Annotated in this window: 23 protein-coding genes and 1 pseudogene; 19 read left to right on the top strand and 5 right to left on the bottom strand. The window is 36.1% G+C overall.

The features are described 5' to 3' along the window. Window positions 1–39: 39 nt before the first annotated feature. The 10 genes from K5Q34_RS04130 to K5Q34_RS04085 are packed head-to-tail and all read left to right on the top strand — an operon-like array spanning window position 40 to window position 9,659. The gene (locus K5Q34_RS04130; RefSeq protein WP_024408435.1) at window positions 40–864 is read left to right on the top strand and encodes an aldolase/citrate lyase family protein; all 825 of its coding nucleotides are present in this window, start codon (window positions 40–42) and stop codon (window positions 862–864) included. After that, on the top strand, window positions 861–1,463 hold the full coding sequence (locus K5Q34_RS04125; protein WP_029743428.1) for a sugar transferase: 603 nt from the start codon (window positions 861–863) through the stop codon (window positions 1,461–1,463). Before K5Q34_RS04130 ends, K5Q34_RS04125 begins: the two co-directional genes overlap by 4 nt. Before the next feature lie 9 nt (window positions 1,464–1,472). Next, window positions 1,473–2,474: an Ldh family oxidoreductase gene (locus K5Q34_RS04120; protein ID WP_105242334.1), complete on the top strand. Its 1,002-nt coding sequence runs from the start codon at window positions 1,473–1,475 to the stop codon at window positions 2,472–2,474. A 24-nt stretch (window positions 2,475–2,498) separates the two neighbouring features. Next, window positions 2,499–3,335 carry a phosphorylcholine transferase LicD gene (locus K5Q34_RS04115; RefSeq protein WP_024400837.1) on the top strand — a complete coding sequence of 279 codons (837 nt, stop codon included), beginning with the start codon at window positions 2,499–2,501 and terminating at the stop codon, window positions 3,333–3,335. Window positions 3,336–3,363: 28 nt separating this feature from the next. Beyond that, window positions 3,364–3,894: a DapH/DapD/GlmU-related protein gene (locus K5Q34_RS04110; RefSeq protein WP_024400838.1), complete on the top strand. Its 531-nt coding sequence runs from the start codon at window positions 3,364–3,366 to the stop codon at window positions 3,892–3,894. Between the two features lie 32 nt (window positions 3,895–3,926). Further along, window positions 3,927–5,066 (top strand): glycosyltransferase, encoded by a 1,140-nt coding sequence (locus tag K5Q34_RS04105; protein ID WP_105183720.1) that lies wholly within the window; start codon window positions 3,927–3,929, stop codon window positions 5,064–5,066. Further along, window positions 5,056–6,258: an EpsG family protein gene (locus K5Q34_RS04100; protein ID WP_024407537.1), complete on the top strand. Its 1,203-nt coding sequence runs from the start codon at window positions 5,056–5,058 to the stop codon at window positions 6,256–6,258. Before K5Q34_RS04105 ends, K5Q34_RS04100 begins: the two co-directional genes overlap by 11 nt. After that, entirely contained in the window at window positions 6,255–7,820 is a 1,566-nt protein-coding gene (locus K5Q34_RS04095; RefSeq protein ID WP_024407538.1) for a lipopolysaccharide biosynthesis protein, read from the top strand. The genes K5Q34_RS04100 and K5Q34_RS04095 overlap by 4 nt, the downstream gene beginning before the upstream one ends. Window positions 7,821–7,872: 52 nt before the next feature. Next, on the top strand, window positions 7,873–8,949 hold the full coding sequence (locus K5Q34_RS04090) for an alanine--glyoxylate aminotransferase family protein (RefSeq protein WP_024407539.1): 1,077 nt from the start codon (window positions 7,873–7,875) through the stop codon (window positions 8,947–8,949). Then, on the top strand, window positions 8,949–9,659 hold the full coding sequence (locus tag K5Q34_RS04085; protein ID WP_024407540.1) for an NTP transferase domain-containing protein: 711 nt from the start codon (window positions 8,949–8,951) through the stop codon (window positions 9,657–9,659). The genes K5Q34_RS04090 and K5Q34_RS04085 overlap by 1 nt, the downstream gene beginning before the upstream one ends. Window positions 9,660–9,691: 32 nt before the next feature. Here K5Q34_RS04085 and K5Q34_RS04080 read toward each other — a convergent pair. Further along, window positions 9,692–9,865, bottom strand: a pseudogene (locus tag K5Q34_RS04080) (transposase); the annotation flags it as partial. Window positions 9,866–10,082: 217 nt separating this feature from the next. Next, window positions 10,083–10,979 carry a tyrosine-type recombinase/integrase gene (locus K5Q34_RS04075; protein WP_105148555.1) on the bottom strand — a complete coding sequence of 299 codons (897 nt, stop codon included), beginning with the start codon at window positions 10,977–10,979 and terminating at the stop codon, window positions 10,083–10,085. 98 nt (window positions 10,980–11,077) lie between these two features. Between K5Q34_RS04075 and K5Q34_RS04070 the strand changes: the two genes are divergently transcribed. Further along, window positions 11,078–12,055, top strand: a complete 978-nt coding sequence (locus tag K5Q34_RS04070) for an ATP-grasp domain-containing protein (RefSeq protein WP_105136253.1) — start codon at window positions 11,078–11,080, stop codon at window positions 12,053–12,055. A 54-nt stretch (window positions 12,056–12,109) separates the two neighbouring features. Here K5Q34_RS04070 and K5Q34_RS04065 read toward each other — a convergent pair whose 3' ends face one another. Next, window positions 12,110–14,374, bottom strand: coding sequence for a hypothetical protein (locus K5Q34_RS04065; protein ID WP_105136252.1), 2,265 nt, complete (start codon window positions 14,372–14,374; stop codon window positions 12,110–12,112). A gap of 433 nt (window positions 14,375–14,807) precedes the next feature. On the opposite strand from K5Q34_RS04065, the gene glf reads away from it, so the two are divergent. Then, window positions 14,808–15,920: a UDP-galactopyranose mutase gene (glf, locus tag K5Q34_RS04060; RefSeq protein WP_105242339.1), complete on the top strand. Its 1,113-nt coding sequence runs from the start codon at window positions 14,808–14,810 to the stop codon at window positions 15,918–15,920. A 97-nt stretch (window positions 15,921–16,017) separates the two neighbouring features. Here glf and K5Q34_RS04055 read toward each other — a convergent pair whose 3' ends face one another. Further along, entirely contained in the window at window positions 16,018–16,563 is a 546-nt protein-coding gene (locus tag K5Q34_RS04055; RefSeq protein ID WP_024385507.1) for an NADPH-dependent FMN reductase, read from the bottom strand. 61 nt (window positions 16,564–16,624) lie between these two features. Continuing rightward, window positions 16,625–17,074 carry a MarR family winged helix-turn-helix transcriptional regulator gene (locus K5Q34_RS04050; protein WP_009909619.1) on the bottom strand — a complete coding sequence of 150 codons (450 nt, stop codon included), beginning with the start codon at window positions 17,072–17,074 and terminating at the stop codon, window positions 16,625–16,627. Between the two features lie 213 nt (window positions 17,075–17,287). Here K5Q34_RS04050 and K5Q34_RS04045 point away from each other — a divergent pair, with 213 nt between their 5' ends. The 7 genes from K5Q34_RS04045 (at window position 17,288) to K5Q34_RS04015 (ending at window position 22,918) form a co-directional block, all read left to right on the top strand. Then, window positions 17,288–17,785, top strand: a complete 498-nt coding sequence (locus tag K5Q34_RS04045) for a DUF5590 domain-containing protein (RefSeq protein WP_105134088.1) — start codon at window positions 17,288–17,290, stop codon at window positions 17,783–17,785. Then, the gene (locus K5Q34_RS04040; protein WP_221864559.1) at window positions 17,782–18,963 is read left to right on the top strand and encodes a pyridoxal phosphate-dependent aminotransferase; all 1,182 of its coding nucleotides are present in this window, start codon (window positions 17,782–17,784) and stop codon (window positions 18,961–18,963) included. The genes K5Q34_RS04045 and K5Q34_RS04040 overlap by 4 nt, the downstream gene beginning before the upstream one ends. A 14-nt stretch (window positions 18,964–18,977) precedes the next feature. Further along, window positions 18,978–20,324: an asparagine--tRNA ligase gene (gene asnS, locus K5Q34_RS04035; RefSeq protein WP_221864558.1), complete on the top strand. Its 1,347-nt coding sequence runs from the start codon at window positions 18,978–18,980 to the stop codon at window positions 20,322–20,324. 113 nt (window positions 20,325–20,437) lie between these two features. Next, on the top strand, window positions 20,438–20,665 hold the full coding sequence (relB, locus tag K5Q34_RS04030) for a type II toxin-antitoxin system RelB family antitoxin (protein ID WP_002938604.1): 228 nt from the start codon (window positions 20,438–20,440) through the stop codon (window positions 20,663–20,665). Beyond that, window positions 20,655–20,924, top strand: a complete 270-nt coding sequence (locus tag K5Q34_RS04025) for a type II toxin-antitoxin system RelE/ParE family toxin (protein WP_105183716.1) — start codon at window positions 20,655–20,657, stop codon at window positions 20,922–20,924. Before relB ends, K5Q34_RS04025 begins: the two co-directional genes overlap by 11 nt. Window positions 20,925–21,073: 149 nt before the next feature. Further along, window positions 21,074–22,357 carry an MATE family efflux transporter gene (locus K5Q34_RS04020; RefSeq protein ID WP_260619432.1) on the top strand — a complete coding sequence of 428 codons (1,284 nt, stop codon included), beginning with the start codon at window positions 21,074–21,076 and terminating at the stop codon, window positions 22,355–22,357. Between the two features lie 183 nt (window positions 22,358–22,540). Continuing rightward, the gene (locus K5Q34_RS04015) at window positions 22,541–22,918 is read left to right on the top strand and encodes a RidA family protein (RefSeq protein WP_024412168.1); all 378 of its coding nucleotides are present in this window, start codon (window positions 22,541–22,543) and stop codon (window positions 22,916–22,918) included. The last annotated feature ends 7 nt before the right edge of the window (window positions 22,919–22,925 follow it).

Below are 22,925 nucleotides of genomic sequence, written 5' to 3'. Positions count from 1 at the left end.
AACTTTTGTAAGGCTACAAGAGGAGATGAAGATTATATTATGGGACTAACATTAATGTATATTACGAATCAGCTAGATGTTGCTTTAATTGCTGAAAAGTATGGTGTTGAACGGATTTGGGTAGATTTAGAGACTCTTGGGAAAGCAGAACGCCAAAAAAATATGGACACAGTCCAATCTCAACATAAGATCAGTGATATAAGATTGATTTCTAGCAAATTGACTACTTCAGAGATGTTAGTGCGAGTCAACCCCTTAAATGATTCTTCCAAACAAGAAATTGAGCAGGTTATTGCGTCGGGAGCTGACTTAATTATGTTGCCGATGTGGCGAACAAAGGCAGAGGTATCTCAATTTATTGATTTTGTTGGTGGTAGAGCAAAAGTTGTTCTCTTATTAGAAACAAAAGAAGCATTTAATAACCTTGATAGTATTTTAACACTGAATGGGATTGATGAAATTCATATTGGATTAAATGATCTTCATTTAGATATGGGACTAACATTCATGTTTGAATTACTGACGAATGGTGTAGTGGCAGAAATTACACAAAAACTAAATAAGGCTAAAATTCCATATGGATTTGGTGGGATTGCTAGACTGGGGTTAGGAGAGCTGCCAGCAGAGATGATTGTTAAGGAGCATTATAGACTTGGGTCAACTCGCGCAATTCTTTCACGTAGCTTCTGTAATGCTGAGAAAGTGACAGAATTATCGAATATAGAGGATATTTTTAGAAATGAGTTAAGAAAATTAAGGGAATTTGAAGAAAATTTATCAGAGTTAAATGACGCAGAATTTGTTGAAAATTTTGAAACGATGCAAAAAAAAATAGATGTGATTGTGAGAAATAAAAAGAAATGAAATTATACTTAATTGTTAAGAGAATTTTTGATATTTTAGTATCAGTAGTGGGAATAGTTGCTTTATCACCAGTCTTATTATTGACCTATCTAGCGATTAAGTTAGATTCTCCCGGACCAGCTATTTTTAAACAAAAAAGATTAGGAAGGTATGGAAAGGAATTTACTGTCTATAAATTTCGCTCTATGACTGTCGGTGCAGAGAAAATGGGGTCAGGTCAGTACTCGTTTGAAGGTGATCCACGAGTTACAAAAGTTGGTAATTTTATTCGTAAGACAAGTATTGACGAATTGCCACAATTTATCAATATTTTAAAAGGTGATATGAGTTTAATCGGATTTAGGCCGCCACTTACTTATCATCCAAAAACGTTTGAAGAATACACAGATGCAGAGCGAGTGATGTTTTCGCTTCGACCAGGTGTTACTGGCTGGGCTCAGATACACGGTCGAAAAACAGTAAATTGGAATGAACGGATTCAAATGAATATTTGGTATGCTAATAATATTAGTTTTTGGCTTGATGTGAAGATTTTTTTTACAACTATTATCAAAGTATTGAAGAATGAAGATAATATTAATACGAATAAAACGGTTTAAAGGAGTTTTATGTCACAGTTGCATTTATCAATAGAAGAAATATCAGGAAAACTTACTAGTCTTTTTGTAGAGGCAGGACTGTCAGAAGTAGATGCAGAAATTATTTCGAAAAATCTGATTTTGACTGAAGCAGGCGGAATCGAATCTCATGGTATAAGAATGGTTTTACCGCATTTAAAACGTGTCAAAGAGGGGAAATACAATCTTACACCATCGATGAAAGTTCTAAATTCGTCTCCCTCATTTACAGTTGTAGATGCGGATAATGGAGTTGGAATGTATACTGCAACAAAGGCAATGGAGATTGCAATTGAAGAAGCAGAAAAATATGGAATGCATACGGTCTTTTCACGCAATGCGAATACTTTCGGAGCAGCGTTCACATATACAAAGATGGCATCAGATAAAGGGTTAATTGGGGTTGCCTTTAGCAATTCACCTGCAGCAATGGCTCCATGGGGAGGGAAAAAGCCGTTAATTGGAACTAATCCTATATCCATTGCAATCCCAGGAGAGCAAGAGGGACCGATTTTATTCGATATGGCTTCTAGCAAGGTGGCTAAGTCAAAAATTGGAATCGCTCAGAAGCTAGGTGAAGATATTCCAGAAGGTTGGGCACTTGATAAGGATGGAAATCCCACGACTGACTCCAATTGTGCACTATCAGGAACAGTACTTCCTTTGGCAGAACATAAGGGATATGGACTTGCACTATGTTTAGACGTATTATCTGGTGTTATTAGTGGGGCAGCATTTGCTGATACTGTAAATAAATTTTATAGTTCTGAACAGACGCAGTCTGGTATGAATGTTGGTCAAACATTTATTGCAATCGATCCTAAACAAGTTTTAGGAAGTGAGTTTTACCAAAAAATGGATACATATATTAGAAAAATCCATTCTGAAGAGAATGTAAGGTATCCAGGCGAGGGAACTGTTAGAAATTTGAAAAAATCAATTCGCGATGGAATATTAATTGATACTGAATTTGTTCGTATTTTTGAAGATTAAGAGAGTTAGAATAGATTGGATAGTATGAAAAAAGTTAATACTTTGAGAGAACTGCAATTAATTAGTATTTATATTTACAAAACGTTAATGGAGTTTTGCAGTAAAAATGACATAAATGTATACTTACATGGAGGCTCTCTTATTGGAGCTATTAGACATGGTGGATATATTCCGTGGGATGATGATATTGATATTTGTATGAGTCGTACGGATTATGAAAAATTGATAGCACTTTCTGGTGGTAAAATTTCTTCAGATTGTAAAATTATTGATCCGGCAACTAATCCTGATTTTAACGGTTATATTCCTGTTATTGTCTATGAACATTCAAAAATGAACTCAAAACAATATAAGATACCAGAAGACTTAAAAATCGGTATCAGTGTTTTTGTATATGATGGTATTAGTGCAAATCCTTTTATTCAAAAATTATACTATGCACGTATGTTTCTGTTGCGAGCAGAGCATGCACTTTGCAGAGCTGATTTCAATCACGTTCATACTTCTATTGCAAAACGTTTTGGCTTTTTCTTCCAAAGATTCTATAAAGCGACAAACGTTGAAAAATATAAAGTAAAAATTTTGAAATTGCAACAGAAATATAACTATGAAACTTCTGAATATGTTTCAACAAATGCAGATTATCAAGCTTCAAAAGAGATTTGTCTAAAAACAGATTTTGAAAGTGCAGTACCGTTAGAGTTTGAAGGTATTGCAAGCTATACCTACTCTCATTTTGATTCCCATCTAAGAGAATATTATGGTGATTATATGCAGTTACCACCTGTGGAACAGCAGGAGCCAAAACATGGATTTGAAGCATGGGTTGATGAAGATTTTGATTTCGAGTTTTTAAATTAATTGAGAATCGTAATTGGGAGGGAATACTATGTATTTATTGATGAGATTGTTCATCTATCTATTGCCATCAGGTGTTATTAGAACAAAGTGGATTGAAAAGTTTAATATTTTTGGACAAACGGGAAAAAATTTTTATTTTTGTCCTAGGAAAATCCCAGCAGATCCAAAACTGATAAAATTCCATGACAATGTTGCAGTGGCTACAGATGTTATGTTTATCAACCACGATGTGTCGCAAAAGGTCTTCAATAATTATAAAGCTGAGAAGTTACCTAAATTTTATGGATGTATTGAAATCGGGAATAATGTATTTATAGGTGCAAGAGCAACTATTTTACCAAATGTTTCGATTTGCGACAATGTTTTTATCGCTGCTGGTGCTCTTGTTGCAAGCTCGATTACAGAATCTGGAATTTATGGTGGTGTACCAGCTCGAAAAATTGGTGATATGGATGAACTTTATGAAACTCGTCTAAACTCTTATAAGCAATTTGTTGAACAAAAAGAAGGTAAGGAGTTGCATGAAGCGATGTGGAGTCTATTTGAGTCTAAAAAATAGAGGACTACACGTTAGATTGCATATAATTGAAAATGAAAAAAGTTTTATTAATAAATTCTTGTCAGGGATTGTATGGTGGTATAGAGTCATTTCTTTTAAATATATTTAATAGTTTATCACCGGCGGAATTTGATGTCACTTTCTTGACTTGCGGTAAAACAACATATGATATGTATAGGAATGATATTGAAAATAGAGGAGGTCATATTGATGAAATCCCTATTTTTGCAGATACCTTATCTAAACAAGTGAAGCTGTATAAGGCCTTAAAGGAATATTATAGTGAAAATCAACCGGATATTGTTCACATTAATAGTGGAGGTCTATCCTTCCATTATCTAGCTTCCAGAGCTGCTAAAGCGGTAGGAATAAAAACAGTTATTTTACATTCTCATAATTTTATTCCAGAAAAAAGTGGTTTTAAGGAAAAATTGAAAAATGTCATGAAGAGGCAAGTCGCTCGCTATGGAGATGTTTATTTAGCTTGTTCAACAGGTGCAGCAAGGTGGATTTTCCCAGAGAATCTAGTGGATTCCAATAGTGTTGAAATTATTCCAAATGGAATTGACACGGTCAAATTTGCATATAGCTTGGAGAAGCGACAATCTTTTAGAAATGAATTTGGAATAGGAAATGAGCTTCTAATTGGTAATATAGGACGTTTTCAAGAGCAAAAAAACCATCCATTCATGCTGAAAATAATGGCAGAAGTTATCAAAAAATCTCCTGACGCGAAGTTAATGTTGGCAGGAGAGGGAGAACTAAGAAAAACTATTGAAGAACAAGTTGTAGAGTATGGTTTAGCTGAGAATATTATATTTTTGGGTGAGCGCAATGACATGGATAGATTTTTCTCCGCAATGGATGTTTTTATTTTACCATCGTTGCATGAGGGATTGCCATTTGCAGCTATTGAAGCACAAGCTTCAGGTACCACGGTTTTACTTGCGGACACTGTCACTGTAGAGACAAATGTTACAGGAAACGTTAGTTATTTACCGATTTTTTCTGATGGTAGCGAGTTCTTATGGGCGGAAGCTATATTGAAAGAGTTACCTAGGGAAGACTATAGGCATCAGCAAAATAAAATAATGCGACAGTCTCCCTATAACGTCGAAGTTTGTTGTCAGATGATGAGGAATATTTATTTAGGAGTTCAAAATGATAGATAGATATTTGCATATGTTTTCGTGGGGAGTGCTCTATGCCACCTTCAGTCTATGTTTAGTCTTTCTATATAGAACTTTGCAAAATTCTGAGACAGTTCTTTACTTGTCACGAAACAATGGAAAGAAGCAACCGCTACTACATAGTTCAGATATGATTATCTATCTGATAATGACAATCGTTTCTGCAATACGGTTAAATACAGGATCTGATTTTTATAATTATTACACTTATTTTGACCAAATATTGATACGATATAACTCATTTGAAGAAGTCTTTTTTCAATCACAGAGTGGGTATTTTGCCTTATCCTACATCATTAAGCAAATTACAGATTATCAGTATGCTATTTTTGCAGTTATTGCAGTATTTTCATATGCTTACCTTTTTTATTTAATTAGATCAGAGGTAGAGGATACAACTTGTGCATTGTTAACGTATATGTTTCTTGGCTATTATGCATATTCTAATAATATACTAAAACAGTATATTGCAATGAATTTTGTAATGGCTACTTACCTCGCTTTTAGTAGAAGAAAATATTTTAGAACGATATTGTTTGCTGTAGGAGCAATGCTTTTTCATTACTCTTCTGGTTTAGTTCTGGTCATTTTATTTTTTGCGTCACGATTCAAGCCTACGTTTAATAAATATTATTTGGCAATAGTAGGCGGACTCGTAGTTGCTTTAAACCTAAATACTTTATTTGCGATATTTTTTAAATTAATTCCTTCTGCATCTGGTTATGAAATTTATGTTAATTGGCGACGCTCTGATCAAATACGTCTAGTACTGGCTGTACTAGGAATGGCAATAATGCATGGTATACTTATTTATTATGTTTTAAAGTATAAAGATAAAATCAAAAAGCAAGATGAAAGGCGATACCGTGAAATTATATTTCTAATAATCGGACTTGCAATAAATATTTTATCTATTAGACAATGGATCATCAATCGTATTGCAGTTTATTTTTACCAATTTATCATTTTGATTCTACCAACGATGTTTTCATCACTTGAAGTTGAAAATAAGAAACGTTTAAAAATATTATTATATATTATCATGTTTATTTATATGATTTTTATTAGTATATTTTTAGGAGAGAATGAGTATTTTAGCTATAATACAATTTTTAGTGGAGACCAGCCAATATCGGATGTTATCTACAATCAGATTCATGGATGGACAAAATGATTATGGAAAAACAGAGTAGAACAAGAAATTCATTAATCAACATTATTACAGCAGTTTCAGGTCAAGGTATAGGGATAATTGTTAGTTTTGTTGCAAGGATTATATTTATTAGACAATTAGGTGAGGTCTATTTAGGGATAAATAGTCTGTATACTAATATTGTTGGTTTGCTTTCTCTAGCTGAGTTAGGGGTTGGCACTGCTATTAATTATAGTTTATATAAGCCTTTGGCAGAAAATGATATTCCTGCAATAAAAAGTTTGATGGCTCTATATCGCAAAGTTTATACAGTAATTGGATTTATTATTCTAGGAATCGGTATATTCTTATTACCATTTTTAGATATGTTTATGAAAGCAACTGAGACCTCAGAGATTCCACATAAACATCTAATATTTTTTCTATTTGTTTTAAATTCATCAGTATCGTATTTTTATAGCTTTAAAAGAGCATTAGTTATTTCAGATCAGAAAAGATATCTTGCGACATTATATCGTTACATTTTCTTTGTATTAATGAATGTTCTTCAAATTATCTTCTTAATTCTAACCAAAGATTTTATTATATTTTTGCTTATTGCACTATTTAGTACAGTACTTGAGAATATTTTAATTTCAAGGAAAGCGGATCAGTTATATCCGTTCTTAAAAGAAAAAGATATTGAAAAAGTTAGTAAAGAGACAACAGACAGCATTAAAAAGAATACAGTTGCACTTTTATTTCACAAAGTAGGGAGTTCTGTAGTCAATTCGACAGATAATATTTTGATCGCACAAATTATTGGAATTGTCGCTGTTGGGGTATATTCTAATTATCAACTGATTATAAATGCTCTCAATATTGTTATTGCACAGTTTTTTATGGCCCTGACAGCCAGTATCGGTAATTTAGGTGCAACAGAGAATGTTGAAAAGTCAGAAAGCATTTTTTATAAAATATTCTTTTTAAATTTTTGGATTGATTGCATTATATCGGTCTCTATTTTTGCTTGTATCGACTTATTGATTGGTTCATGGTTTGGTAATCATTTGATACTTGATAAGTTGGTGTTAGCTACTATTGTGATAAATTTTTATATTTATCAAATTCGTAGAACGGTCATGACATATAGGGATGCTTATGGTTTGTTTTGGAATGATAGGTACAAAGCATTGGCCGAAGCGATTTTAAATATTATTATTTCAATTTATCTTGGATTTAAATTAGGGTTAGTTGGTATTTTTTTGGGAACAATTATCAGTACAACAATAACAAGTTTATGGATTGAACCATATATTCTGTTTAAATATGGTTTGAAACGTTCGACTGTGACTTATTTTAAACGATTAGCGCAGTATTCGGTCATCACTTTAGTTGCAAGTTTGGTGTGTAGTTATTTAGTCACCCTATTTCACTTTAATGGCTTTTTGGGGTTTATTCAAGGAGTTGTTCTATGTGTTGTTGTCGTTTCAAGTATCATTTCATTATTATTTTGGAAAACTGAAGAATTCCAATATTTTAAAAAATTACTTTTAAAATTTCAAAATATGATTTTAAAATACTTGAAAACTAGTAGGAGCTAGCTAATTATTAACAATAGAATTTCTATAAGTTTTGGCATTTAAAGGAGAGAATATGATAAATTTTTCAGTTGGTCCTGTTTTAATGGATGAAGCAACTCGTGCTATCGGTTCAGAAGAGATACCTTATTTTCGGACAGATGCATTTTCTCAAATTATGTTTGATAACGAGAGGATGATGAAGCAACTCACATCGGCTGATGAAAAAACTAGGTTGATCACATTGACTGGTTCTGGAACTTTAGCAATGGATGCAACTATTTTAAATTGTTTTACCAAAAAAGATAAATTATTAATTATCAATGGAGGAAGTTTTGGTGCAAGGTTCTGCGAGATTGCAGATTGTTATAGTATACCATTTGAAACCATTGACTTACAATTTGGTGAGGAATTGACAGTAGAGCATTTTCAAAATATCGAGTTTTCAGATTTTACAGGACTAGTTGTTAATGCGGATGAAACGTCTTCAGGGGTTCTTTATGACATAGAAATGCTCGGGAATATTTGTAAGGAACATAACTTATTTTTTGTTGTGGACGCCATTAGCTCATTTTTAGCAGATCCAATTAACATTAGTAGTGCTCGGATTGATATTTTGATTGCAGGTTCTCAAAAGGCATTAGCGCTTCCACCTGGTGTCTCTTTGATATTATGTTCTGAAAAAGCTCAAGACCGCATTAATAATAATCTCAACCCAACTTATTACCAAAATTTAAAGAGAGCATTAAAAGATGGTGAAAGAGGACAAACTCCCTTCACACCTGCTGTCGGAATTATCTTGCAGTTACATGAAAAATTATTGCGTCTTTCTCAAAAAGGTATTGAACAACAAATTCAAAAGACACAAGAATTAGCAACCTATTTTAGAAAAAAAGTTTCTCAATATAATTTTGAATTTGTTACCACTTCTCCATCAAACGCAGTCACGGCGTTACGTGTACCTGAAGGGGTCTCAGCAAAGCGGATTTTTCAAGAATTGGAACATCGTTTTGGAATATGGATTTGTCCAAATGGCGGAGAATTAAGTGATAAGGTTTTTCGTGTCGGACATATCGGGAATCTGCAGAAAACAGACTACGATACTCTATTCAATGCACTTGATCAGTTAAAAAAGGAAGGTATTATTAGATAATGAAAATTATTTTACTTGCTGCTGGAAGAGGTACAAGAATTAGTCGTTATATTCAAGATAGACCTAAATGTACAGTGAATTTGACGGAGAAACAGACATTAATTGAGTATACTGTATCTATGTTTAATCGATATGGTTTTGATGATATTTCTATAATTCTTGGTTATCGTCAAGATGTGATTAGAGAAGTATTAAAAGATTATAATGTGAAATTCTACTATAACCCATTTTACGATGTAACAAATAGTATTGCTTCGTTGTGGTTTGCTAGAGAAGAGTTGAATGATGATTTATTCATCATGAATGCTGATGTTTTCCTAGATACCAAAACATTAGATAAGATTCTTAGTGAGAAAAAGTCACCTGTCCTGTTTTCGGACGAATCGAGGAAAGAAGAAGCGGATTATAAATTTTATTATGAAGCTGAAAAATTGATAAAATATGGTAAAGAGCTATCTGTTGAAGAAACAACGGGTGAATATATTGGTGCAGCGATTATTAATAAAGAATTTTTACCAAAATTTAATCGAACTCTCCTCAACAAGATTAACCACCAAGAGCATGGACAATGGTGGGAAGAAATACTGTATTCAATGACAAGAGATGAGTCTATTTATGTTTCTTCTGTAACAGGTAACTTTTGGGCAGAAGTAGATTATATAGAGGACTATGAAAATATCATTTCTTTCGTGAAAAATAACAGTATTTGAGCTCTTTATCAACTGTAGTGGATAAATGCCAGCTAACACATAGAGAGGACGAACTTCGTTCTCTCTTTTTTTATGTTCAAAGCAATCAAAATGCGTTTTTTAAAGTTTTCAAAGTTCCTGAAACCAAAGGCATTTCTTTTAATGACTTTGATGAGATTATTGGTAGCTTCCAGTTTGGCGTTGGAATAAGGCCGTTCTAAATTAGTCAAGTACATCCGAAACATGGAAGGTTAGCTTTGTTTATCCTGTGACCTATTTCAGATGGTAATTTTAAAAACAGGATAAAAGCCCATTTTTTCAGGATTTAGTCAAGTAATCATAGCATTAATCTGGACAAACTTTAGTGGACATCTTTAGATGTTGCTGGAGAGAAATACCTCATAGTTAATGAAAAAACCACCCATTTTCACGGGTGGCTATGATTTATGTACGAAGTAATGGTGTAATTTGGTTAAGAGGGTTGTGCTCACTTAGAATTTCTACCTGCTTGCTTTGAGAGACATGGGTGTAGATTTGTGTCACATTGATGTTACTGTGGCCTAGTAAATGTTGTATTTGTCGAATATCGACGCCATTATCAAGTAACATAGTTGCAAAACTATGTCGAAACATATGTGGAGTAATCTGTTTTTTCAGTTGTAGTGAGTGAGAAATATTTTTCAGAATTAAGCGCACACTCTGTTCTTTAAGATGATTATCGTTTCTTGCACCGGTAAATAGATAGCTAGAATGACTGCAATGATGCGTTATATAGTCCTCAAGTAATGAAAATGTTTCATCGTTTCCAATATAGAGCAATCTCTCTTTCTTTCCTTTTCCGAGTATATGAATGGTTCTATTTTCCAAATTGATATTATCAAGTTTTAAACTACATAATTCAGAGATGCGTAGACCTGTTGATAAAAGTAGCGAGATAAGGAGTAGATTTCGTATTGCTTTCCGTTTAGAATATTTATTTTTAGAATTTTCTACTTGTTGGTGGGCAAAACAATATATTTTTTGCAAATCTTTCAAGGAAATCGTTTTAGGAAGCTTTTTCTCTTCTTTATAATATAATCGGAGTTGATGGAAGGGATTTTTTGAGATTAGTTTTTCTTCTTCCAGAAATTTATAGTATGATTTCAGACTAGCAACCTTCCGTTTTAACGTGCTAGTCTTTTTTATATGTTGATTAAGAAAAGTAAGATAGGACTTAATGTCATTGGTCCCAAAGTTATGATATTGATATAAATCAGATTTGTATGCTCGTATAGTATGAGAACTAAGTCGCCTTTGAATAGTGCAAAAGTCAAGATATCTCTGGATAGTGTCATAATTCATAATGTAATCTCCTTAATATATCATAATAGAGTTATTATATACGATATTTTATTAATTTACTAACGATAATAAATAGTTATCAATAGGAGAAGGAGAGTATGAGGATTCTATTTCTAGCTCAATTTGCACCAAATCATTTCGAATATACTGAACCACAAAATGATATAGAAACTTTCTATGCTAAGACTTATCATCATAAAATCTATGAAGTGTTAACTAAAACAACTCATGAGATAATCACATCAAATAATGTTGATTATTTGATTAAAAATTATAAAGAAATTGATTTGGTTTGGTCGCTTTACAATAGGATTGGATTTAGAAATTCAGAAATTTTTGTTCAGTCTTTATGTGAGTATTTAAAGGTACCATATATTGGTGCAACGCCAAACATTAGAGCCTTAGTTGAAGATAAACATTTATCCAAAACTCTTGCTGAACATTTAGAAATTCCAACTGCTGATTGGCAGATTGCAAGTAGGGAATTTCCGCTTGTTGATAATCCACCATTTCCTGGACCATATTTCATAAAGCCAAGATTTGGTAGTGGATCAGAGGGAATTGATGAATCATGTTACTGTGAAACTTGGGATAAAGTCAAAGAAAAGGAGAAAGAATTTTATCATGAGCAAATTGAAGTCATTGTAGAAGAATTTATTGACGGTAAGCTTTACGGTGTACCATTTATTAAGAAAACGGATGATGAATTTATCATAGGTACCCCTCATTTTTCAACATCAGATAAAAAAGGAAATATTGTAACTACACACCAAAAAAGAAGAGCTGAAGGAGGTATGAAAATAGAAATAAGTGTAGATGAAGCATTAAACAAGGAATTGATTGATTTATCAAGGAGATATTTCAAAAATATGCAACCATCTGACTATGGAAGAATAGACTTTATAATAGGAACAGATAGAAAACCATACTTTTTAGAAGTAAACACTATGATGAACCTTGGTATTCATAGTGGTTCTGTGCTAAGCTTTTTAAATAGCGGTTTTAAGACTTATGAGAATATCATCCTCACTCTATTAAATATCGGTATAGAGCGAGTAAAACATACAATAAAGTAAAAAATAACCAGTTTACAACTAAATCAACTTTAGTTGTAAACTGGTTATTTCTATTTAATAGTATAATTTGTCAGGAAACAAAAGTTTCACATCATAATATCTATAGAAAAGATAGCCTGGGCAAAATAATGTTTTCCAGTCCGAATCAGTATATTTTTGGCCTTCCTCAATTTTTTGTAAGTAGTGAAAGGCTAACTCCTCAACATAATGATCATCGTTTCGAAATGGGCTGGTATCTAGAGTACCCAGATATTCAGAAATATCTACATCGTTCATATACAAGTAGAAAAGTTGATTTATCTCAAAAAAACGCTTGGTTTGATGAACGGAAGATTTATCCACTAGAGACTTAACTTGAGAAAATAATATATTTGCCTCAAGAGGTGAAACTTTAGCTAAATAGAGTACTAAATTAATTCTAGAGTAAATAAATGGAGTCTCCGAACCAGTTTCGTCTTCTGATATCATATTAAAATATGGTATAGGATTTTGATCTGTAAAATTCATTAAATACAACGAGAAATTGTTATATAGATATTCATACCTGTTATCCTTCAATACCAATATTTGCTGTATTTCAGATTCTAGATTTTGCAACTCTTCCCTAGCTTGCTCTATTGTATGGAACTCCATTAAAAAACAAATATAATTTGATAATGTTCTATTATAGTTAATAATATCTATTCCTCTAAAGAAGGTTAAGCTACTTTGATAAGCAACCATCCCTTCTTCAAAAGGAAGATAAAATGCAACATTTCTTAGCAAGTAGGGGTAATGTTTAGAGCTGAGAAAATTTTTATGATAAAACTTCCCAGATTTATTGAGTATTTCACGATATCCAGCGAAGTTGTTACTATTAATATAAGCAACAAATAAATTTGATAATAACAAGCATTTTTCATCATCGTCTACAGAAGTATCTAGCAGATGATGTAAAAGCTCTAGGTGGTCTTTTGTACGTAATCTCTCATTAACTAAAGCTTTTAGTAGTTGATAACTCCTTTCATCCCTATATTGTGCATATTTTTGAAGTAGCTGAGAAGCTTCCTTGAAATAGAATCTATTATATAGTAGTCGACCAAGTGTTAAGAATTCTGTTAAATTATCTAATTCACAAGAAACTAGTTGCAATAAATAATCAGTATCTATCTTATCTTTTTGAATTTTTAAAAGTTCAAAAAGAAAGTACTTTTTCTTCGATAGTTGCTTATCGCTGTGTCTGATACCGTATTTACAAAGTTCTACAGACAGTTCCTCAGTATTAGTTATTACATCAACAATTGCATTTACAAGCAATCTTTCTTCAACTTGAGACTGTACAAAGGAGTGACCAGTATTAGCTAAAATCACTTTCCCGGAATCTAAAAATTCAATAAATCCGTCTTGTGATAGTTTGTCAAATGTTTCCGACATATCCGCATTTTCTGTGCTTAAAGTCAATGTTTTTTGGTGATAAGTTCGATAAACTTTTTCTAAGAATTCTAGAGGTAAGGGACAATTTAATTGTGTCAAAGCACCAATAATTATTTGTTCAAAGACAGTCAATTTACGATCGAAGTCATATTTATTTATACATGACATAATCGCATGAATGCTAAAATTTGAAGCTGATATTTTAGACAAACTCTGATTATCTAATTGGATCTGATAACTTTCAAAAAATCGGAGAGTCTCATAATTATCTGGACGTAGGAACTTTTTCTCCCATTTATATGGGTTGGAAATTTCAGATTTTGAAAGAAATCTTATAATCTTATCTTTGTCTCGATTAGGAACAGCTATTATTAAGTCTACTTTGTGTTGTATAAGTACTTTTAAGAAATCAATATTTCTTTCGTCCAATCCTTCTATGATGAGAGCAATTCTTGGATTTATTTTATTTAGGTACTCAATTAGGGCAAGTTCTAGTCTATAGTCTTCATAATGTATTGCATCCACATTGAGTGTACTATCAATACAGTCAATAATATTTACAATTGAAGAACCGATATTCGGGATAAAAGGAATATTATCTAGTGGATACACCATTGTCTTTAGAACCGCTAGAATAACGTCTTTCTTGGAATATTTTGATATCTTTTTCTCTACTTCTTCAATAGTGATAGCATTAAAAATCTGTCTAAATATTTGTTTTGCAATTTTTTCGTCACCACTAATATAAAAGCTTGTTAATTTCTGGCTGTTAAAAAATTTTGTTGTATGTTTTAAAAAATAACTTAGCCCACTCTCGTCATCAGACTGGAGTAATATTATTTTCTTATGTACACTATTTAGAAGTTCTTCTGGAGTAATTTTGCGATCTACGTAAATTTCCTTCATGTGTAAAATCTCTCTCCTACCGATAACTATTTATTATCGTTAGTATACCATAAACTGCATTTGTTTTATAGAGTTTGTTAAAATTTTTTAGTAAATGTTTTTAGGGTTGTTATAGTCGAATGAATTAGCTTTCAGACAAGGAACTGAGGCGCAGGCTGTACTAGAGTACGGCAAGTCGAAAGTGACGATGTATCAAAGCTAATTCAAATGACTATATATTGTTTATTTCCTACTATTCTCTCTATTATTGCTAAACTTGATGAAGGTTGTATTGTCTGTTATAATATTGGATATTGCAAGCTTTAAGTGAAAGGTTTTAGGGAAGAGATTATCACAACTCATTCTTTATTGGTAATGAGACGATGGTGTAAATGATAGTCGAGTAAAAGATTTGGAGAATTGACTTCCTTAGAAAGTTAAATGTAAAAACAATATGAAAAAATACGATTATCTAGTTGTTGGTGCAGGGCTGTTCGGGGCAGTCTTTGCTCATGAGGCAGCTAAAAAGGGTAAAAAAATAAAGGTTATCGAAAAACGAGACCACATTGCCGGTAACATCTATACCAAAGAAGTAGAAGGTATTCAAGTCCATGAATATGGCGCACATATTTTCCATACTTCTGAAAAAGAAATTTGGGATTATGTGAATCAGTTTGCGGAGTTCAACCGCTATACAAACACACCAGTCGCCAATTACAAAGGTGAAATCTACAATCTTCCATTCAACATGAATACTTTCAATAAACTGTGGGGCGTGGTGACCCCTGCTGAAGCAGAAGCGAAGATTGCAGAGCAACGAGCTGTTTTGGGAGGAAAAACGCCTGAGAACTTGGAAGAACAAGCTATCTCACTAGTTGGTACAGACATCTATGAAAAATTGATCAAGTCATATACCGAGAAACAATGGGAAAAACCATGTACGGAGTTACCTGCCTTTATCATCCGTCGTTTACCCGTGCGTTTGACTTATGATAATAACTATTTCAACGATAGCTACCAAGGTATTCCAATCGGCGGTTACACGCAGATTGTTGAAAAAATGTTGGAACATGAGAATATTGATGTTGAGACAAATGTTGATTTCTTTGCCAATAAGGAAGACTATTTAGCTACCTATCCGAAGATTGTCTTTACAGGAATGATTGACGAGTTCTTTGATTACCAACTTGGTGAATTGGAATATCGTAGCCTTCGATTTGAGACAGAAGTATTGGATATGGAAAACTATCAAGGGAATGCAGTTGTGAACTACACAGATAGTGAAACGCCATTTACTCGTATTATCGAACACAAACATTTCGAATTTGGTACACAACCGAAAACCATTATTACACGTGAGTATTCGAAGACCTGGAAACGAGGCGATGAGCCGTATTATCCAGTGAACAATGATCGTAACAATAAACTCTATACTGCTTATAAGCGCCTCGCAGAACAACAAGAGAACGTTATATTCGGTGGGCGTCTTGGTCATTATCGTTACTACGATATGCACCAAGTCATCGGAGCTGCCTTGCAGTGTGTGAGAAGTGAAGTTGGAGAATGATCTTGAGAAGTCATCAAAGTAGTAATTGATTCTTGGCAGAAGTCGGAATACTCTTAAAATGTTAATCAAAAAAACCAGAATTTCTGGTTTTTTTTGACTATTGAATTGCTGCCAACAGGTCAGCTGCTTGTTGTTCGAGTTTTGTTAGAGTTTCGTCAGATAACTCCAATACACCTGTTCCCCATGCTTCTGGATTGATGGTTGAACCTGTAAATTCACCAGCAATCTGAGTACGGATAAATGGAAGAAGGTGTTGGAAGTCTTTGAATAGGTGGTCGTGACCACTGTTTGCGACTGCAGAGACAGTTGTGATTTTATCTTGTAGGATAGATGGTCCTTTTGGATTGGATAAATCGAGCGAACGACTGAGCCAATCGAGAGCATTTTTTACGATGCCTGGGATTGCATAGTTATATACTGGTGAGAAAATCCAGATAGCATCCGCAGCGTCTACTTGTGCACGTAGCTCTGCAATTTCAGGAAGGATAGGTGTCTCGATGTCTTGGTTGAATAGGGGAATTTTTGCAAGATCAATGTAAGATACTTGAGCCTTATCAGTCAAGAACGCTTCGGCTTTTTTTGCCATTTGATGGTTAAAAGAACCGTCACGTAGTGAACCAACTAAAAACAATACGTTTGCCATGATGGCCTCCTTTTCATAAAACATAAATTTAGTATATCGTATTTGTCTTTTGTTGGCAATCCTAGGTCTGCTGATTCTTGAATTTTTTAAGTATCTCGGCTAATTGGTCTTGTTCTTCTGAACTAAGGACAGAAAAAATCTCTCCAACGTGATCATAATGCTCTGGAAGGATTTTTTCAATGGTTTCGCGTCCAAGTGGAGTGAGAGCAATCAAGGAAGCACGACGGTCATTTGTATCGATCGTCTTGTAGATATAGCCATCTCGAATCATGTTTTTTATAACGACAGTCATGTTGCCAGATGTGCTTAATAATTTATCAATTAAGTCTTGAATCCGCAGATTTCCTTTGTTGTAGAGTGCCTCCATCACTCCAAACTGACAAACTGTCAGTCCGTATTTTTTGATTGTTTCTAATTCTGATTTTGCGATAGTATTAGCTGCTCTGCGAAAGACGACTAGACTGTGAAGTGCATGCTTGTTCTCGTTTAAAGATTGTTCAACAGTTCTCATGAGAATATTTTAGCAATAAATAGTTCGGTTATCAAGCAAAAAAAGTTAAATCCTATATTCATAGGTAAAGTACCTTCTATAGCATGGAGGAGCTGAACTGTGGGTCCCAGTTCTTATATTCGTTCTCTGTCTGAAGGAGAATGAAAGTTTATTCACAATTCAATTACGGAAAAAATGGAAATATGCTTTAACTTGTAGTATAATAGGACTACTATGGAAAAAAAGATTTTTCAACTTTTGGAAGTATTGGCAACGAAGAAGGGACAGCTGATAGCTGGTTCCTTTATACTCCTAAGTGTCATGACTTTTTCGATATTCGTTATTTGGGACCTTGCAGCTAAGCCTTTTTCTGATGTACAGAATCACGCTATTTCTGTAGCTCGAGACTATGCGGATATAGAGGTTATTGATGATGTCTCTATCTATAATGGGGCAGAAACATACTTTAGCGTGCAAGGAAAGACGAGTCAGGGAGAAATGATTGCAGTGATCATTCCTGAAGAGACAAATACTGTGTACATTTATCCAATGGCGAATGGTATTTCTAAGGAAGAAGCGCAGGCAGTCGCTACAGAGAATGGTGCTGGAGAGATAGAAAAATCGGTTCTTGGCTACAGAGATGCGAAGCCGATTTGGGAAGTCAAGTCAGGTACTGCCTACTATTTAGTTGAATTTGAAACAGGGAACTTTATCAAACGGGAGGGCTTATGAGCAAGTTATCAAGACGAGTCTTAGAGATGGAAGAAAGTGTAACTCTGGCAGCAGGTGCGCGTGCAAAAGCCTTGAAGGCAGAAGGACGTGATATTTTAGAGCTGACCTTGGGTGAGCCAGACTTCGTCACACCGAAAAATATTCAAGAAGCTGCTATTAAGTCTATCGAAGATGGTAAGGCGAGTTTTTACACGGTAGCTTCAGGACTTCCAGAATTGAAGGACGCAGTCAATACCTACTTTGAGAATTTCTATGGCTACTCTATCGAACGCAATCAGGTCGTTCTTGCCACAGGTGCCAAGTTTGTTCTTTATGCCTTCTTTGCGGCGGTTATCAATCCTGGTGATGAGGTGATTATTCCGACACCTTACTGGGTTTCTTATGCAGATCAAATCAAGATGAATGATGGGGTGCCTGTCTTTGTCACGGCGACAGAAGAGCACAATTTCAAGGTAACGGTTGAACAGCTGGAAGCGGCTCGGACAGACAAGACCAAGGTCCTCTTGCTCAATAGTCCTTCTAATCCGACTGGCATGATTTACAGTCGTGAGGAATTGGAAGCTATTGGAAACTGGGCTGTGGAGCACGATATTCTCATCTTGGCAGACGATATTTACGGTCGTTTGGTCTATAATGGAAATACCTTCACACCGATTTCAAGCATTTCAGAAAGCATTCGTCAGCAGACTATTGTTGTCAATGGGGTGGCCAAGGCCTATGCCATGACAGGTTGGCGGGTTGGATTTGCCGTTGGTAATCCTGAAATCATTGCGGCTATGAGTAAGATTGTCGGACAAACGACTTCAAACCTGACAGCAGTTGCTCAGTATGCGGCCATTGAGGCCTTTACAGGTCCACAAGATACGGTAGAAACCATGCGTCAGGCCTTTGAAGAACGGCTTAATACCATTTATCCATTGCTGGCAGAGGTGCCTGGTTTTGAAGTTATCAAGCCAGAAGGTGCCTTCTATCTCTTCCCAAATGTCAAAAAGGCTATGGAAATGAAGGGCTATACAGATGTGACTGAATTTACCACAGCTATCCTGGAAGAAGTCGGTGTGGCCTTGGTGACAGGTGCTGGTTTTGGAGCTCCTGAAAATATCCGCCTCAGCTATGCGACAGATATGGACACGCTCAAAGAAGCAGTGGCTCGACTACATATGTTTATGAAAAAATAAAAAGAGGAAAAATAATGTCTAGAAAATTGATTACCATTAACCAAGTAAAAGATTATGTCGGTCAAGAAGTGACCATTGGTGCCTGGGTTGCCAACAAATCAGGCAAGGGCAAGTTAGCCTTCCTGCAGTTGCGTGACGGAACAGCCTTCTTCCAAGCTGTTGCTTTCAAGCCAAACTTTATTGAAAAATTTGGCGAAGAAGCAGGTGCGGAGAAGTTCGATGTAGCAAAACGTCTCAGCCAAGAAACGTCTGTCTATGTGACAGGGATTGTCAAGAAAGATGAGCGTTCTAAGTTTGGCTATGAGTTGGATGTGACAGACCTTGAAGTCATCGGTGAGTCACAAGATTACCCAATTACACCAAAGGAACACGGTACGGACTTCCTTATGGACAACCGTCACCTCTGGTTGCGTTCGCGTAAGCAGGTCGCTATCCAGCAAATCCGTAACGCGATCATCTATGCGACCTATGAATTCTTTGAAAAGAATGGCTTTATCAAGTTTGATAGCCCAATCTTGTCAGGAAATGCGGCAGAAGATTCAACAGAGTTGTTTGAAACGGACTACTTTGGTCAGCCTGCCTACCTCAGCCAATCAGGTCAGCTTTACCTGGAAGCTGGTGCTATGGCCCTTGGTCGTGTTTTCGACTTCGGTCCTGTTTTCCGTGCGGAAAAATCAAAAACTCGCCGTCACTTGACTGAGTTCTGGATGATGGATGCCGAGTATTCCTTCCTCAGCCATGAAGAGTCACTTGATTTGCAAGAAGCTTATGTCAAAGCCTTGATTCAAGGTGTTATCGACCGTGCTCCACAAGCCTTGGAAACTCTTGAGCGTGATGTGGATGCTCTCAAACGCTATATTGCAGAACCATTTAAACGTGTGGCTTATGATGATGCCATTACCCTTTTGCAAGAGCATGAGGCTGATGAAGATACGGACTACGAACACATCGAGCATGGGGATGATTTTGGTTCGCCACATGAAACTTGGATTTCAAACTACTTTGGTGTACCGACTTTCGTTGTTAACTATCCAGCAAGCTTCAAGGCCTTCTACATGAAACCAGTTCCTGGTAATCCAGAGCGCGTGCTCTGTGCGGACCTTTTGGCGCCAGAAGGCTACGGTGAAATCATCGGTGGTTCTATGCGTGAGGACAATTACGATGCCTTGGTAGCCAAGATGGACGAGCTCGGCATGGACAAGTCAGAATACGAATTCTACCTTGACCTCCGTAAATACGGATCTGTGCCACACGGTGGCTTCGGTATCGGTATCGAGCGTATGGTAACTTTCGTCGCTGGTACAAAACACATCCGTGAAGCCATTCCGTTCCCACGTATGTTGCACCGCTTGCATCCGTAAGCAAATCAATAGATATACAAACAGACTACACATGTGGTCTGTTTTTCTGGTGTCAATTGACATTTTGAACGAATTGTTATACAATGTATTACAAGAAGAAAGTAGGTGGAATGATGGGAATTGTATCCTTGCGGTTAAACGATGCAGAAGAAGAAATCTTCAGAAGCTACGCCATTCATACAGGAAAAAGCCTGTCTGAGCTATTCAAAACTGCACTTGCTGAACAGATAGAAGACCAGTTGGACTATGAAATTGGTATCAAGGCTTTGAAGAAATTCCAAGAAAATCCTGTTACACACTCGATTGATGATGTTCTTGCGGAGTTAGAAGATGGCTTATAAACTTGTTCTCAGCGATGATGCTTTGAAGCAGTTGAAAAAAATGGACAGGCATGTGGGGCTGATGCTTGCTAAGGATTTGAAAAAACGTTTGGACGGTTTGGAGAATCCAAGACAGTTTGGCAAGGCCTTGGTAGGAGACTATAAGGGGCTGTGGCGGTATAGAGTGGGGAATTACCGTGTGATTTGCGATATTATTGATAACAAAATGGTCATCCTAGCCCTTGAAATCGGGCACCGGAAAGAAATCTATAAAAAGTGAAGCCTTAGGAAAATAGGTTAGAAATGCTCGAACAGACTACAAACGTGGTCTGTTTTCTTGCCTTTTCACCTGTTTTTATTTATAATTATTCTAAATAAATCTATGGAGAGGAAAATGAAGCAAGAAAGTTTAGGAAAAAAATTATTCGTTTGGCCTTTCCTGCGACGGTGGAAAATGTCTTTCAGACCTTGGTTGGTTTTGTGGATACCCTTCTGATAGCCCAGCTGGGTCTGGTAGCGGTGACGGCAGTTGGTCTAGCCAATACGATTTTGAATGTCTATTTGGCGGTCTATATGGCTTTGGGAGTTGGGGCAACGGCTTTGATTGCTCGGTCTATTGGTGCGGGAGATAGGGAATCTGTTACCTTTCATGTCCGTCAAGCCTTAGTGCTTTCAGTAGGTCTAGGTCTGCTATTGGGTTTACTATCCCTTGTTTTCGGGCGGCAGATGCTGGTCTTAATGGGAGCAGATGCGGAGAGTTTGGCTGGTGCCCAGGCATTTTTCTACTGGGTTGGTGGCCTGACGATTTTCCAGGCTCTGATGACCATTTTGGGAACAATCCTGCGGGCATCTGGCGACACGGTTTCCCCTATGAAAATCAGTCTTCTGACCAATGGTTTTAATGTGGTCTTGGACTATTTCTTGATTTTTGGTATTGGTTCTTGGTCAGGTTTGGGGATTGTAGGGACGGCCTTGGGAACCGTCTTAGCTCGCTTGCTTGGTACTGTCTTGCTGTATAGTAAGGTACAGCAGACTGATTTGGCAGTTGATTTCAAACAATTGTTCCATTTCGGAAGTCCTAAGGAAATGGTGGATTTGACCCTACCTGCAGCAGCCGAACGCTTGGTCATGCGGTTGGGACAGGTGGTTTATTTCAGCTTGATTGTGGGGCTGGGTACGACTGTCTATGCTTCCCACATGATTGCAGGCAATATCGAGAGTTTTACCTATATGCCAGCCTATGGTCTTGCGACAGCGGCAGCGGTTTTGATTGGTCAAGCCTTGGGAAAGGGGGACATCCTCACAGTTAGACGAGTCGCCCTTCTCAGCTCTGCCTATGGAGTAGCCATCATGTCCCTGCTCGGTACCATCTTATTTTTCGGAGTTCCCAGCTTCGCTCTGCTATTTACCAAAGACCTAGAAGCCGTCCGTCAAGTCGTCACAGCCTTACGGATCGATGCTTTCAACCAGCCAGGCCTTGCAGTTTCTTTGATCATGGCTGGCGCTCTGCAGGGCTTGGGGGATACCAAGTCGCCACTCTACTCCACAATGATAGGAATGTGGGGGCTGCGCGTCGTTGGTGTTATCGTCTTAGGTCAGATGTTCGGTTTAGGAATTGCCGGCGTCTGGCTGTCGATTTTGATTGACCTGCTCTTGCGAGCAATCTTCCTAAGCTGGAGATTTACTATTACAACGCGAAAACTGGCTGATTAGGCTAGTTTTTTGGTATAAGCAGGTAGTTTTAGAAGTAGACTATGGATTGCCGTATTTCATGTTGGTGATACTATCTCAATTCCTTTTTTATAAAAGAAAATAGGTGTAGGATAGTAGTAGGTGAGCTGTTTTATACAGAACTTGTGCTATAATAGATATAAAAAATTAAAAGGAGATAGAGATATGAAAACCATTCACACAGATAAGGCACCTGCAGCAATTGGCCCATACGTTCAAGGGAAGGTTGTTGGAAATTTCCTATTTGCATCTGGTCAAGTTCCTCTCTCGCCTGAAACTGGTGAGATTGTTGGCGAGACTATTCAAGAACAAACAGAGCAAGTCTTGAAAAATATCGCAGCAATTTTAACGGAAGCAGGAACAGACTTTGACCATGTGGTGAAGACGACTTGTTTCCTAAAAGATATGAATGATTTTGTAGCCTTTAATGAAGTTTATAAAACAGCTTTCTCAGCAGATTTTCCAGCTCGTTCAGCGGTGGAAGTTGCTCGCTTGCCACGTGATGTTAAGGTTGAGATTGAAGTTATTGCAGTTATTGATTAGAAGAGAA

The sequence above is a fragment of the Streptococcus sp. 2018110 genome, from assembly GCF_019754115.1.
Classification (GTDB): domain Bacteria; phylum Bacillota; class Bacilli; order Lactobacillales; family Streptococcaceae; genus Streptococcus; species Streptococcus hashimotonensis.
The sequence above is the reverse complement of the archived record's forward strand: the minus strand, read 5'-3'. Positions and strand labels throughout refer to the sequence as shown.

Coding starts and splice junctions, on each gene's coding strand:
- K5Q34_RS04085 (WP_024407540.1), top strand. CDS start 8,949: ATGAAAATTATTTTACTTGCTGCTGGAAGAGGTACAAGAATTAGTCGT.
- K5Q34_RS04065 (WP_105136252.1), bottom strand. CDS start 14,374: ATGAAGGAAATTTACGTAGATCGCAAAATTACTCCAGAAGAACTTCTA.
- K5Q34_RS04075 (WP_105148555.1), bottom strand. CDS start 10,979: ATGAATTATGACACTATCCAGAGATATCTTGACTTTTGCACTATTCAA.
- K5Q34_RS04115 (WP_024400837.1), top strand. CDS start 2,499: ATGAAAAAAGTTAATACTTTGAGAGAACTGCAATTAATTAGTATTTAT.
- K5Q34_RS04110 (WP_024400838.1), top strand. CDS start 3,364: ATGTATTTATTGATGAGATTGTTCATCTATCTATTGCCATCAGGTGTT.
- K5Q34_RS04045 (WP_105134088.1), top strand. CDS start 17,288: ATGGAAAAAAAGATTTTTCAACTTTTGGAAGTATTGGCAACGAAGAAG.
- relB (WP_002938604.1), top strand. CDS start 20,438: ATGGGAATTGTATCCTTGCGGTTAAACGATGCAGAAGAAGAAATCTTC.
- K5Q34_RS04125 (WP_029743428.1), top strand. CDS start 861: ATGAAATTATACTTAATTGTTAAGAGAATTTTTGATATTTTAGTATCA.
- K5Q34_RS04040 (WP_221864559.1), top strand. CDS start 17,782: ATGAGCAAGTTATCAAGACGAGTCTTAGAGATGGAAGAAAGTGTAACT.
- K5Q34_RS04105 (WP_105183720.1), top strand. CDS start 3,927: ATGAAAAAAGTTTTATTAATAAATTCTTGTCAGGGATTGTATGGTGGT.
- K5Q34_RS04025 (WP_105183716.1), top strand. CDS start 20,655: ATGGCTTATAAACTTGTTCTCAGCGATGATGCTTTGAAGCAGTTGAAA.
- K5Q34_RS04100 (WP_024407537.1), top strand. CDS start 5,056: ATGATAGATAGATATTTGCATATGTTTTCGTGGGGAGTGCTCTATGCC.
- K5Q34_RS04050 (WP_009909619.1), bottom strand. CDS start 17,074: ATGAGAACTGTTGAACAATCTTTAAACGAGAACAAGCATGCACTTCAC.
- K5Q34_RS04130 (WP_024408435.1), top strand. CDS start 40: ATGGGACTAACATTAATGTATATTACGAATCAGCTAGATGTTGCTTTA.
- K5Q34_RS04095 (WP_024407538.1), top strand. CDS start 6,255: ATGATTATGGAAAAACAGAGTAGAACAAGAAATTCATTAATCAACATT.
- glf (WP_105242339.1), top strand. CDS start 14,808: ATGAAAAAATACGATTATCTAGTTGTTGGTGCAGGGCTGTTCGGGGCA.
- K5Q34_RS04070 (WP_105136253.1), top strand. CDS start 11,078: ATGAGGATTCTATTTCTAGCTCAATTTGCACCAAATCATTTCGAATAT.
- K5Q34_RS04090 (WP_024407539.1), top strand. CDS start 7,873: ATGATAAATTTTTCAGTTGGTCCTGTTTTAATGGATGAAGCAACTCGT.
- K5Q34_RS04120 (WP_105242334.1), top strand. CDS start 1,473: ATGTCACAGTTGCATTTATCAATAGAAGAAATATCAGGAAAACTTACT.
- K5Q34_RS04055 (WP_024385507.1), bottom strand. CDS start 16,563: ATGGCAAACGTATTGTTTTTAGTTGGTTCACTACGTGACGGTTCTTTT.
- asnS (WP_221864558.1), top strand. CDS start 18,978: ATGTCTAGAAAATTGATTACCATTAACCAAGTAAAAGATTATGTCGGT.
- K5Q34_RS04015 (WP_024412168.1), top strand. CDS start 22,541: ATGAAAACCATTCACACAGATAAGGCACCTGCAGCAATTGGCCCATAC.